Origin of the sequence: Aliihoeflea aestuarii (assembly GCF_024105665.1) — a bacterium.
In the GTDB taxonomy this organism is placed as follows: domain Bacteria; phylum Pseudomonadota; class Alphaproteobacteria; order Rhizobiales; family Rhizobiaceae; genus Aliihoeflea; species Aliihoeflea aestuarii.
The window spans coordinates 485,465-498,102 of record NZ_JAAAMK010000001.1; the positions used below are offsets into that span (position 1 = coordinate 485,465).

The window sequence follows — 12,638 nt, forward strand, 5'->3', positions numbered from 1 at the left end:
AGACGGGGCGGCACGAAGCCGCCCCAGTCTGTCAGTGTCCCGCAGCCTTCGCCACCGCTCGTTTTGCCATGACCACCACGAGGTTTGCGCGGTATTCGGCCGAGGCGTGGATGTCCGACATCATGTTGCTGGGCGACACCGTCACGCCTTCAAGCGCGTCGGCCGAAAAGTTCGCGGCGAGCTTTTCTTCCATTTCCGTTTCGCGATAGACGCCGTTGTCGCCCGCGCCCGTGACGGCGACGCGCACGCCACCAGCGCCTTTGGCGACGAATACACCGGTCATCGCGTAGCGGGAGGCCGGGTTACGGAATTTTTCGTAGCCGCACTGGTCAGGCGCGGTGAAGCGCACCGCCTTGACGATCTCGCCTTCCTCCAGTGCCGTTTCGAACAGACCGGTGAAGAAGTCATCCGCCTTCATCTCGCGGCTGGTCGTGATAATGGTCGCATCGAGTGCCAACAGCGCCGCCGGATAGTCCTGCGCGGGATCGTTATTGGCCACGCAACCACCCATGGTGCCGAGATGACGCACCAGCGGATCGCCGACATGGTTCGCCATGTAATGCAGCGAATGGCATGCTTTTTCGAGTTCCTTCGATTGGGCAAGATCGGCATGGGTCGTCAGCGCACCGATCTCCACTTGCTGCCCGGAAATCCTGATGCCCTTCATGCCATCTATATGGCGAAGGTCGATCAGGTCGGACGGAGCGGAAAGACGCGTCTTCATCGCCGGAATGAGCGTCATTCCGCCTGCGACGAATTTCGGATCATCGCCCCCGGCGTGGAGCTTTGCCGCATCTTCGAGGGAAGAGGCACGGTGATAGGTGGTCTGGTACATGGTTCACCTCCGGTGAAGGGATGGGAAATGGGAGGAGGGAAAGCTGCCCTTCAGATCACTTTCCTTCATTCCCCCCCTCAATGTCTCGTTGCGCTCCTCAAAGCCGCCCACACCTTTTGCGGCGTGGCAGGCATGGTCAGTTCGTTCGTGCCGATCGCATCCGTGATGGCATTGATGACGGCCGGCGGAGAGCCGATCGCGCCCGCTTCCCCACACCCCTTGATGCCGAGCGGATTGCCGGGACAAGGTGTTGTCTGCGTCGAAATCCGGAACGACGGCAAATCGTCGGCGCGCGGCATGGTGTAGTCCATGAAGCTTGCCGTGATGAGCTGGCCGGTCGTCTCGTCGTATCGCGTGCCTTCCAGCAATGCCTGCCCGATGCCCTGCGCGACACCTCCATGCACCTGCCCTTCGACGATCATCGGATTGATGATGTTGCCGAAATCGTCGGCGGCGACGAACTGCACGATCTCCGTCCTGCCCGTGTCGGGATCGATCTCGACCTCGCAGATGTAGCAGCCGGCCGGGAAGGTGAAGTTGGTCGGATCGTAAAACGCGGTTTCCTTCAGGCCCGGCTCCATGCCCTGCGGCAGGTTGTGGGCGGTATAGGCGGCAAGCGCCAGTTGGAACCAGGGAACCGTCTTGTCGGTGCCGGCGACTTTCAGTTCGCCGTTCTCGATGACGATGTCGCCTTCGTCGGCCTCCATCAGATGCGCCGCGATCTTCTTCGCCTTGGCCTCGACCTTGTCGAGCGCCTTGACGATGGCCGACATGCCGACCGCGCCGGAGCGCGAGCCGTAGGTGCCCATGCCCATCTGCACCTTGTCGGTGTCGCCGTGCACGATATTGATCGTGTCGATCCCGACGCCGAGGCGCTGCGAGACGAGCTGTGCAAAGGTCGTCTCGTGACCCTGCCCATGGCTGTGCGATCCGGTCAGGACCTCGATCGTGCCGACCGCATTGACGCGCACTTCCGCCGATTCCCACAAGCCGACGCCTGCACCGAGCGAGCCGACGGCAGCGGACGGCGCGATGCCGCATGCCTCGATGTAGCAGCTCATGCCGATGCCGCGCAGCTTGCCGCGTCCCTTCGCTTCCTCGCGACGCTTCTCGAAACCGGCATAGTCGGCCTCCTTCAACGCCGCGTCCAGCGAGGCGGCGAAGTCGCCGGTGTCGTAGTTCATGATGACCGGCGTCTGGTGCGGGAAGGATTTGACGAAGTTCTTGCGCCGCAATTCGGCCGGCGAGACGCCGAGCTGACGCGCGGCCGTCTCCATCGTGCGCTCCAGCACATAGGTCGCTTCCGGCCGCCCTGCCCCGCGATAGGCGTCAACCGGAGCGGTGTTGGTATAAACCGCACGCACGTTTCCGTAGATCGCCGGAATGTCGTACTGGCCGGACAGCAGCGTGGCGTAGAGATAGGTCGGCGTTGCCGATGAGAACAGCGACATATAGGCGCCAAGATTGGCGATGGTGTCGACCTTCAGCCCGACGATCCTGTGGTCCGCGTCAAAGCCCATCTTCACCTTGGTATGGTGGTCGCGGCCATGCGCGTCGGTCAGGAAGCTCTCTGTGCGGTCGGCGACCCATTTGACCGGCACACCGGTCTTCTTCGACGCCCACAGGCAGACGATCTCTTCGGGATAGATATAAATCTTGGAGCCGAAGCCGCCGCCGACATCGGGTGCGATGACGCGCAGCTTGTTTTCCGGCGCGACATTGTAGAACGCGCTCATGACGAGGCGCGCGACATGCGGGTTCTGCGAGGTCGTCCAGCAAGTGTAGTGGTCTTCGGCCTTGTTGTAGTGCCCAAGCGCGGCGCGCGGCTCCATCGCGTTCGGCACCAGCCGGTTGTTGACGATCTCGAGTTCGACGGTATGCGCGGCAGAAGCCAGCGCCGTGTCGGTCGCCGCCTCGTCGCCCAAGCCCCAGTCGAAGATCAGATTGCCCTCGGCTTCGGGATGAAGCTGCGGCGCTCCACCTTCGAGCGCGGCCGGCGCTTCGGTCACCGCGTCGAGTTCGGCGTAGTCGACCTCGACGGCCTCGGCCGCATCGCGCGCCTGACCTTTCGTCTCGGCCACCACGATCGCGACCGCATCGCCGACATAGCGCACGCGATCGACGGCGAGCGGCGACCATGCGCCCATCTTCATGGGCGATCCGTCTTTGGAATGAACCATCCAGCCGCAAATGAGATTGCCGATGCCGTCGGCCTTGATCTGCTTGCCGACAAGGACGTCGATCACGCCCGGCATCGCCCGAGCCGCCTCGACGTCGATTCCCTTGATCTGCGCATGTGCGTGCGGCGAGCGCACGAAGGCGGCATGCTTCATGCCGGGAACGACCATGTCGTCGACATAGCGTCCCGCACCTGTGATGAATCGCTTGTCTTCCTTGCGCGCCACGCGGGCGCCGATGCCTTCGATACCCATGAACATTCTCCTCCCAGAGCGTTGCGATACGAGGCAGGGAACAAGGGAGAAGGGAAAGAGGGAAGATCAACCAGCGTTTAACGTGCCTTCCCTACTCCCTTTTCCCGTTTGCCCTTCCCTAAGCCGCTTTCGTTTCCGTCTTGCCCGACATCGCCTCGGCGCCGGCCAGCACCGACTTGACGATGTTGTGATAGCCGGTGCAGCGGCAGATATTGCCTTCGAGGTCGTTGCGGACGGTCTTTTCGTCCAGACCTCCGGGATGCCGGCGCACCATGTCCACGGCGGTCATGATCATGCCCGGCGTGCAGAAGCCGCATTGCAGCCCGTGATGCTCCTTGAACGCGGCCTGCATGGGATGGAGATCGGCATCAGGGGCGAGCCCCTCGATCGTGGTGACTTCGGAGCCGGACGCCTGAACCGCGAGGATCGAGCAGGACTTGATCGCCTTGCCGTCGAGATGGACGACGCATGCACCGCATTGCGAGGTGTCGCAACCGACATGCGTGCCGGTCAGTCCGAGATTTTCGCGAAGATACTGGACGAGCAGCGTTCGATCCTCGACGTTGCCCGTTACCTTTCGGCCATTCACGACCATTGAAACGTCCGACATGCGTGCTCCTCCGGTTATGCTTGTCGAGAGACAATCAAGGAAACTCTAACGCAGCTTGGCCAAGAGTCCATGCCGCTCATGACGACTGCCACCAAGGTCGCATCACTTCGTCGATATCGCGCCGGCGCGCGGGACGACGTTCCGTCAAACATTTGCGCGCGAAGACGCTTGAATTCGGAAACCGATAAAGCTATCAAGCGCTCGCTTACGGGAGTCGCCTGCCGACTGCCCGACGGGCCGCTTTAGCTCAGTTGGTAGAGCACATCATTCGTAATGATGGGGTCAGGTGTTCGAGTCACCTAAGCGGCACCACTTCCCAGCCAGGCGAAGTCAAAAATGCGCATGACCGGGCCACCGCCGGCCACGACTTTTTGGACAAGTTGGGGCCGAAGCCCCGAAGACCCCTATCTCAGATCACACTCCAGGAGGGCTTCCGGCAGGTTCTGATAGGCGACCGGGCGCGTGAAGCGGCGAATCGACAGCGTGCCCACCGACGTCGCGCCAAAATTCGTCGAAGCGGGATAGGGTCCGCCGTGAACCATGGAATCGACCACTTCGACGCCTGTGGGAAAACCGTTGACCAGCACGCGGCCGGCCTTGCGTTCGAGAATTGGAAGCAAGCGGCGGGCGGCAGGCAGGTCGCCGTCGTCCATATGCAGCGTCGCGGTGAGCTGGCCACTGAAATTGCGGGCAAGCGTCTCCATCTCGGCGAGAGAACCGACCCTGACGACGAGCCCGAGCGGTCCGAAAACTTCCTCTCCAAGTCCGTGGTCGGCAAGAAACGCTTCGCCCTTCACCTCGAGCAGGCTCGGCGAGACGATTCGTCCCTCGGTTTCGGTGACCAGAACCGGTTTCACCGCATTGCTGCCGGTGAAACGGGCCTGGCCGTCACGATAAGCCTGCGCAATGCCGTCCGTGAGCATCGTTTGCGGCGCGACTTTTTCAAGCGCCTTCGCGGTGGCCGAAACGAAACGGTCGGCGTCGGCGCCTTCGACGACGACCGCGACGCCCGGATTGGTGCAGAACTGCCCCGCCCCCATCGTCAGCGAACCGGCCCAACCCGCACCGAGACTGTCAGCCCGCGCGCCGATCGCATCGGGCAGCACGAACATCGGATTGACGGAACCCAGTTCTCCGAAAAACGGGATAGGCTCGGGCCGCGCCGCGCAAAGATCGAAGAGCGCGCGTCCACCGCGCAGGGATCCGGTAAAGCTGACCGCCTTGATAAAGGGATGCTTTACCAGCGCCTCGCCGACGCTGCGATCCCCGCCCTGGACGAGGCTGAACACACCGGCCGGCATGCCACAGGCGCTTCGCGCGGCGTCGATTGCTTCGGCGACGATCTCGCCGGTGCCGGGGTGGGCCGAATGCCCCTTCACGACGACCGGGCAGCCGGCCGCAAGCGCGGCTGCGGTATCGCCGCCGGCCGTGGAGAAAGCGAGCGGGAAGTTCGAAGCACCGAAAACGGCCACGGGGCCGATGGGACGCTGCATCATGCGAATCTCCGGGCGCGGCGCAGGCTGACGATCCGGCTCAGCTACATCCACGCGCCGATCGAGGTAGTCGCCTTTCAAAATGTGATCGGCGAACAGGCGAAGCTGGCCCGTGGTGCGTCCACGTTCGCCATTGAGCCGCGCTTCGGGAAGACCCGTTTCCTGCGTGCCGATTTCCGTGATCGACGCCGCCCGCACCTCGATCTCGTCGGCGATGGCGTTGAGGAAAGCCGCGCGCTGCTCGCGCGTGGTGGCAGCATAGGCCTCGAAGCTGGCTTCGGCGGCATCGCACGCCCGCGCGACCTGTTCGGGCGTCCCTACGCCGAAATTATGAGAGGGGCCGTGCGCGGGATCGGAGGTGAAGGTCGCATCGCTTGCAACCCATTCGCCGGCGATGAGGTGCCGGCCGGTGGGGGTGTAGCTCATTGGGTAACCTTTCGTTCGGGTGGCTCAGCGTCCAGCCTTTTCGCGCCATTCGGCGAATTTCTTCTGGTTGTCTTCCTTCGTCGATGGATAGAGGCCGATGATCGATGCGCCCGCCTGAACCTGTTCGAGAACGAAATCCTCGAAGCTCTCCATGCCGGTGCATTCGGCGGCGATCTCGTCTGCAAGATGGGCGGGGATGACCATCACCCCATCGCCGTCGCCGAGCATCACGTCGCCCGGAAACACCGGTGCGTCGCCGCAGGAGATCGGAACGTTGAGGTCGAGCGCCTCGTGCAATGTGAGATTGGTCGGCGCGCTCGGGCGCTGGTGGTAGGCCGGCATGTCGAGTTTGCCGATGCCTTCGGCGTCGCGGAACCCGCCGTCGGAGACGACGCCGGCGCATCCGCGCATCGCCAGTCGCGTGATCAGGATCGAGCCGGCCGACGCGGCGCGCGCATCCTTGCGGCTGTCCATCACCAGCACATGGCCGGGAGGGCACCGTTCCATCGCCACACGCTGCGGATGGTCGGCGTTGCGGAAAACTTCGATCGGGTTGCGGTCCTCGCGGGCGGGAATGTAGCGCAGGGTGAAGGCCTGACCGACCATGGTCGTGCCTTTCCAGTTGATCGGCGATACGCCCTGGATGAACTGGTTGCGCAGCCCGCGCTTGAACAGTGCCGTGGCAACGGAAGCGGTTGAAATCTTCGACAGCTTGGCGCGGGTTTCGTCGGAAAGCGTATAGTCGTTCATCTCGTCTCGCATCGGTTGGAAGGTGGAAAGGGCTGCGGCCTAGTTGATGACCGGCTCGTCGACCGGCCTGCCATATTCGGTGCGCAGGAAATCGAAGTCGCATCCTTTGTCGGCCTGTTCGATATGTTTGGTGAACATGAAGCCGTAGCCACGTTCGTAACGTGGCGGCGGGGCGACCCATTCCGCGCGTCGCCGCGCGATCTCGTCCTCGTCGACGCGCATGTCCAGACGGCGGGCCGGGATGTCGAGCTCGACCATATCGCCCGTCTTGAGCAAAGCCAGCGGCCCGCCGACATAGGCTTCCGGGGCCGCATGCAGCACGCACGCCCCGAACGACGTACCCGACATGCGCGCATCGGAAATACGCACCATGTCGCGCAGGCCGAGCTTGAGCAACGCTTTGGGCATCGGGATCATACCCCATTCGGGCATGCCCGGCCCGCCTTGCGGACCGGCATTACGCAGAACGAGCACGGTATCCGGCGTCATCGGGTAGTCGGGATCGTCGATGATCTTCTTCAGTTCGGCATAGCTGTCGGCGACGAGTGCCGGGCCTGTGTGCTTGTGGAATTTCGGATCGCACGCGGCTGGCTTGATGACCGCGCCGTCCGGGCACAGATTGCCCTTCAGAACCGCCAGCGAGCCCTCATGGTAGACCGGGTTCGAGAGTGGGCGGATGACGTCCTCGTTGAAGATCTTCACCTTGTCGAGCCCGTCGGTCAGCGGCTTGCCGGTCACGGTAATCGCGCTTTCGTCGAGCCGGTCGCCCAGTTGCTTCATCAGCGCGCGCAGACCGCCGGCATAGAAGAAATCTTCCATGAGGTAGGTCTGGCCGGACGGACGGATATTGGCGATGACCGGCGTGGCGCGTCCGACGCGGTCGAGGTCATCCAGTTCGAGTGGCACGCCTGCGCGCCGTGCCATGGCGATCAAGTGGATGATCGCGTTTGTCGAGCAGCCGGTCGCCATGGCGACCGTAACGGCATTGCGCACGGCGGCGGGCGTGATGATCTTGTCGGGCGTCAAATCCTCCCAGATCATCTCGATGATGCGCCGGCCGCATTGGGTGGACATGCGCTGATGGTTGGCGTCGGCGGCGGGAATGGACGACGCGCCGGGCAGCGTCAGTCCCATCGCCTCGGCAATGGCGGTCATGGTGGAGGCGGTTCCCATGGTCATGCAATGGCCATAGGAGCGCGCGATGCCGCCTTCGATGCCCTGCCATTCCTCCTGCGAGATGGTTCCGGCGCGTCGCTCGTCCCAATATTTGAAGCCGTCCGTACCCGAACCCAGCGCCTTGCCTGCATAATTGCCCCGCAGCATCGGCCCGGCCGGCAGGAAGACGAACGGCAGCCCCATCGAGACCGCGCCCATCACGAGGCCGGGCGTGGTCTTGTCGCAGCCGCCCATCAGAACGGCTCCGTCGACCGGGTGGCTGCGCAAAAGCTCCTCGGTCTCCATCGCCAGCATGTTGCGATAGAGCATGGTCGTCGGCTTGACGAAGTTCTCCGACAGCGACAGCGCCGGAAGCTCCATGGGAAATCCGCCGGCCTGCAAGACGCCGCGCTTGACCCATTCCACGCGGTCCTTGAAGTGCATGTGGCAGGGCTGGGCGTCCGACCAGGTGTTGAGGATGGCAACGATCGGCTTGCCTTCCCAATCCTCGGGATCATAGCCCATCTGCATGGTACGCGAGCGGTGTCCGAAGGAGCGCTGGTCGTCCGGAACCATCCAGCGCGCCGAGCGCAGCGACGCCGGGGATTTTCTTGTCATCGACATAATTATCCCTCCGGGCTCAGCCCTTCATGCCCCATTTGGCGATCGTCCTGCGCTCGATGGTCTGGAAGATCACGTTCTCCACGAAAAGACCGATGATGATGACCGTCAAAAGCCCCGCGAAGACATCCGGTATGCGAAGCAGGTTGCGGTTCTCGAAGATGAACCAGCCAAGGCCGCCCTGACCCGAAGAGACCCCGAAGACCAACTCGGCGGCGATCAATGTACGCCAGGCGAAGGCCCAGCCGATCTTGAGGCCGGTCAGGATCGAGGGGAACGCCGCTGGAATCAGGATTTTGATCACGTAGGGAATCCCGCGCAACTCGTAATTCGCCCCGACCATGCGCAATGTCTGCGAGACGCTGGTGAAGCCTGTATGGGTGTTGAGCGCCACGGCCCACAGCACCGAATGGATCAGCACGAAGACAAGCGATGCCGGTCCCAGGCCGAACCAGATCAGCGCCAGCGGCAAAAGCGAGATGGCCGGCAACGGATTGAACATGGCCGTCATCGTTTCCAGGAAGTCCGTTCCGATGCGGGTATTGATCGCCAGAACGGTGAGTACGGCCGCAAGAATCGTGCCGATCGCATAGCCGGTCAGCAGGATCTTGAGCGTCGTCCACATGCGGTTGGGCAGCGTGCCATCCATCGTGCGCCGGTACAGCGCCTGAAACGTATCGCTCAGGGTCGGGAACAGCAGCGGATTGTTGAGATAGGTCGCATAGAGTTGCCAGGCGATGGCCAGGACGAGGATGATCGCCGTCTTGCGCACCGCGCCGACGCGCCAGATCATCTCCACAGTGCCGAGCTGTCGTTCGACCTGTCCGAATTGCCCGGAACGGGCGGCGGCAGATTCGTCCGCCATGACGAACTCAACCTTGGACATGAGAATGCTCCTCGACGGCTTCGGAGAACAGGAGATCGTGAATGCGCTTTTCGAGCGCAGCGGCCTCTGTCGTATCGGATTTGGCCGCATCGACATTGCGCACCTCGGCCTTGACGCGGCCCGGATGGGGCGACAACAGCAGAATGCGATTGGAAATCTTGATCGCCTCGGCAATGGAGTGGGTGACGAAAATCACCGTGAACCGCGTCTCGTCCCACAATTGCAGCAATTCGTCCTGCATCTGCCGGCGGGTCAGCGCGTCGAGCGCGGCGAAAGGCTCGTCCATCAGGAGCACGTCGGGCTGCATGGCCATGCCGCGGGCGATCGCCACGCGCTGCTTCATGCCGCCCGAAAGCGTGTGCGGATAGCTGTCAATGGCGCGCGTCAGCTTGACCTTGTCGATATAGTGACGCGCTCGCTCCTCCGCTTCGCGGCGGCGCATCCGGCCCGTGGCGAGCAGCGGAAACATTACGTTCTCAAGCACCGTCTTCCATGGCGGGAGCTGGTCGAATTCCTGAAATACCATCATGCGATCCGCACCGGGACGCACGACCGGGCGGCCGGCCACGCGGATCGAGCCGCTCGTGGGCTTCATGTAACCGCCAATGGCTTTCAGGAGCGTTGATTTTCCACAGCCCGAAGGCCCCAGAAGGACAAAGCGGTCAGATTGCTCGACCGAAAAGCTGACGCTCTCGGTCGCCGTCACCAGAAGGCTCGACGTCTTGTACTGAAGAGTGACACTGTCGACATCGACGAGCGTCCCGGCGGGCGCGGACGCCTCATTCGCAATTTTGTTCAGTTCTGCCACCATTGTCCCGTCTCGCATGAGATTGAAAAACGGCCGGCGCGGGTCGCGCCAACCGCACTTGAGGTCTCAGTTTCCGTCCAGATCGGCGGATTCGGGCAGGTAGTAGTCGGTCCACGCCTCTGGCATGTTGTTCAGCGTGCCGATCTTGTGGAGATGCTCGGCAAAGCGCATCGTGCCCTGCGGCTGCATGAGGAAATCCATCATGTGCGGCTGGTCCATGATCGCGACCAGTTCGGCCAGATCGGTCTGGTCGCCGGAGATGTCCTTGTACATCTGGAGCGCCGCTTCCACATCCTCGTTGATGAAGTCGATGGCTTCGGCGGTGGCGTCGCGAATGGCTTTCACGATCACCGGATTGTCCTCGGCGAAGTCGACGGTCGTGAAGAAGGTCGCCTGCGTCAGCGGTCCGCCGATAATATCGCGCGAACTCGCCACCTGATGCGCGCCGTTCTCCAGGGCCAGATACTGAAAGGGTGGCGATGAGAAGTGGTTGCGCACCTCGTGCTGCGCGTTGGAAAGGGCAGCAAGCGCGTCCGGGTGGCCCATCTGCACCGTCAGGGGATCGAAGTGGCTGACCTGATCCTCACCCAACATTTCGGCCGCCGCCATCTGGAGCAGGATCGCCTGCGTCGACACGCCCACGGTGGGCACCGCGATGCGGTCGTCCGTGCCGAAATCCTCGAGCGACGTGATGTCGGGATCGACGGAAACGAGCAGCGCCGGCTGCGCCGAGCTGGCGGTGATGCCTTTGACATTGCCATTGGTGCGGTCCCAGAGCAAAAGCAAATTGCCGGTTCCCGTGTTGACGACATCCACCTGCCCGGCCAGCAATGCATCGGTCTGCGCGCCGCCACCGCTGAACATGCGCCACTCGACAGTGACGCCTTCGACGCCCGCTTCCGCAGCGTGCTTTTCGATCAGGTTCTCGGTCTCCATCACATGGCTGGCCAGGTAAAGGATACCGGGCTGGCGGGTGATCGAAATGTCGGTTTTGGCTTGGGCGAACGCGGCAGTGCTCATCGAAGCGAGCATCGCCGTTGCCAGCGCCGTCATGGTCGCTGTCTTCATCTCATTACCTCCCTTGGTCGTTCTTCTCCCTGAAAGAACGATGTGTAAAAAGCACTAATGTATTAGTGTGTCAAGCAAAGCGACGTGCTATGAAGCACTGGACCGCAGGAGAGATCGAAGACATGAGGGCACTCGACCGTACCCGCCAGGTGGCACCGCAGATCGCCGAAATTCTGCGCGATCGCATTCTCAAGCTTGAGCTCGCACCGCAGACGGTCTTGTCCCGCGCGGCGATCCAGCTCGAATTCGGCGTCAGCCAGACGCCGGTACGCGATGCGCTGCAGCAACTGGCCGATGAGGGCCTCGTTCAGATATTCCCGCAATCGAGCACCGTGGTATCTCCAATCGATACCGAACAGGCACGTCAGGCCCACTTCCTGCGCTCGGCTATCGAAATCGAGGCCGTACAAAAGCTCACCGTCGCCAGGGACGCGCAATTGCTGCGAGCCTTGCGTCGTACGATCGCCAACCAGAAAGAGTTCTGCGAGGCGGAGGATTTCGAATCCTTCGACAACGAGGATCGTCTGTTCCACAAGGCGCTATACGATGCCGCCGGCATCTCAACCCTGTGGGCGCTGGTGCGCCGACATTCCGTGCATATCGATCGGCTGAGACGGCTCAATCTTCCGCGGCCTGGAAAAATGCAGTCCGTACTGGCCGACCATGCTGCTATAACAGACGCAATGGAAATGGGTGACCCTGCGGCAGCGAGCGTTGCTCTGCGTAAGCATCTATCCGGCACGATCGCGCTGATATCGACGATGGCAAGCGAGAATCCCGGATTCGTCGACAAGTGACGGTTTCGTGGGGCGGATATTAGGGCTGCATCATGCACGCAAAAGGGCGGCCCGAAGACCGCCCTTTCGATTTCGCGTTCCCGCAATCCGGCTCAGCCGTAAGGCGACGAGCAGGCGCGGCGCGGGCCGTTATAAGGCTGGAACGTATTGTCCGAGGCCCGATACGAGCGATACTGGCTGTAGCACCAGTCGACATGCGCCTGCGACAAGCGTCCGGGCTGGACCACTACGCGGCGCGGGGGCTGCGCGATGGCACCGCCCGCGATCGCGCCGGCGATGAAGGCGGCGGCCGGGAACCAGTAGCCGTTGTACTGACGATAGCCCGCACGGCGGTCGCGATAGCCGCGATGGCCGTTATAGTAGCTGTAGCCGCGGTCGCGATAGAAACCGCGGCGCGCATCACGGCGATGTTCCCGCCGATCCCAGCGACGTTCCTGGCGACGGTCCCAGCGACGGTCGCCACCAAACTGAACATCCACTACATTGGCGTTCGTCGTTCCTACATCCACGCTGCGAGCCATGGCAGGTGCAGCGATGACAGGCGCACTCGTCGCGGCAATGCCGGTCAGCGCTATCGTCGATGCACAGATGATCGATAGAAATCTCTTCATTGCTCAACTCCTTTGTCTTCAAGACGCCTGGACACTTTGATGGTTCCCACATGAACTCAACGTGAACCGCGATCTGAAAATTCGTCAATGCCAGATAAACTGCGTCGTCGAGGAAAAGTTGCTAGCAACTGAAATCAGGCTTCCCG

The 12,638-nt window shown here is 62.4% G+C and carries 11 protein-coding genes and 1 tRNA gene; 2 read left to right on the forward strand and 10 right to left on the reverse strand.

Translation table 11 applies throughout. The features are described 5' to 3' along the window. Positions 1-31: 31 nt before the first annotated feature. From GTW25_RS02400 to GTW25_RS02410, 3 genes are all read right to left on the reverse strand, one after another. Complete coding sequence (locus tag GTW25_RS02400; protein WP_252910377.1) at positions 32-835, reverse strand: FAD binding domain-containing protein; 804 nt, start codon at positions 833-835, stop codon at positions 32-34. Positions 836-912: 77 nt separating this feature from the next. Beyond that, complete coding sequence (locus tag GTW25_RS02405; RefSeq protein WP_252910378.1) at positions 913-3,267, reverse strand: xanthine dehydrogenase family protein molybdopterin-binding subunit; 2,355 nt, start codon at positions 3,265-3,267, stop codon at positions 913-915. Between the two features lie 118 nt (positions 3,268-3,385). After that, on the reverse strand, positions 3,386-3,877 hold the full coding sequence (locus tag GTW25_RS02410) for a (2Fe-2S)-binding protein (protein WP_252910379.1): 492 nt from the start codon (positions 3,875-3,877) through the stop codon (positions 3,386-3,388). Between the two features lie 236 nt (positions 3,878-4,113). On the opposite strand from GTW25_RS02410, the gene GTW25_RS02415 reads away from it, so the two are divergent. Then, positions 4,114-4,189 (forward strand) — tRNA-Thr (locus GTW25_RS02415). Between the two features lie 92 nt (positions 4,190-4,281). Here the strand turns inward: GTW25_RS02415 and GTW25_RS02420 are convergent. From GTW25_RS02420 to GTW25_RS02445, 6 genes are all read right to left on the reverse strand, one after another. Then, positions 4,282-5,796, reverse strand: coding sequence for an aldehyde dehydrogenase (NADP(+)) (locus tag GTW25_RS02420; RefSeq protein WP_252910380.1), 1,515 nt, complete (start codon positions 5,794-5,796; stop codon positions 4,282-4,284). 24 nt (positions 5,797-5,820) lie between these two features. Continuing rightward, complete coding sequence (locus tag GTW25_RS02425) at positions 5,821-6,546, reverse strand: ribonuclease activity regulator RraA (protein ID WP_252910381.1); 726 nt, start codon at positions 6,544-6,546, stop codon at positions 5,821-5,823. A 39-nt stretch (positions 6,547-6,585) separates the two neighbouring features. Then, positions 6,586-8,319 carry an L-arabinonate dehydratase gene (gene araD / locus GTW25_RS02430; RefSeq protein ID WP_252910382.1) on the reverse strand — a complete coding sequence of 578 codons (1,734 nt, stop codon included), beginning with the start codon at positions 8,317-8,319 and terminating at the stop codon, positions 6,586-6,588. Positions 8,320-8,341: 22 nt separating this feature from the next. After that, positions 8,342-9,187, reverse strand: a complete 846-nt coding sequence (locus GTW25_RS02435) for an ABC transporter permease (RefSeq protein ID WP_252910687.1) — start codon at positions 9,185-9,187, stop codon at positions 8,342-8,344. 7 nt (positions 9,188-9,194) lie between these two features. Then, the gene (locus GTW25_RS02440; protein ID WP_252910383.1) at positions 9,195-10,019 is read right to left on the reverse strand and encodes an ABC transporter ATP-binding protein; all 825 of its coding nucleotides are present in this window, start codon (positions 10,017-10,019) and stop codon (positions 9,195-9,197) included. 63 nt (positions 10,020-10,082) lie between these two features. Further along, positions 10,083-11,084, reverse strand: a complete 1,002-nt coding sequence (locus GTW25_RS02445) for an ABC transporter substrate-binding protein (RefSeq protein ID WP_372493034.1) — start codon at positions 11,082-11,084, stop codon at positions 10,083-10,085. A 122-nt stretch (positions 11,085-11,206) separates the two neighbouring features. Here GTW25_RS02445 and GTW25_RS02450 point away from each other — a divergent pair, with 122 nt between their 5' ends. Continuing rightward, positions 11,207-11,881 carry a GntR family transcriptional regulator gene (locus tag GTW25_RS02450; RefSeq protein WP_252910384.1) on the forward strand — a complete coding sequence of 225 codons (675 nt, stop codon included), beginning with the start codon at positions 11,207-11,209 and terminating at the stop codon, positions 11,879-11,881. Positions 11,882-11,973: 92 nt separating this feature from the next. Here the strand turns inward: GTW25_RS02450 and GTW25_RS02455 are convergent, their stop codons facing one another. Then, positions 11,974-12,492: a BA14K family protein gene (locus GTW25_RS02455; protein ID WP_252910385.1), complete on the reverse strand. Its 519-nt coding sequence runs from the start codon at positions 12,490-12,492 to the stop codon at positions 11,974-11,976. Positions 12,493-12,638: the final 146 nt, after the last annotated feature.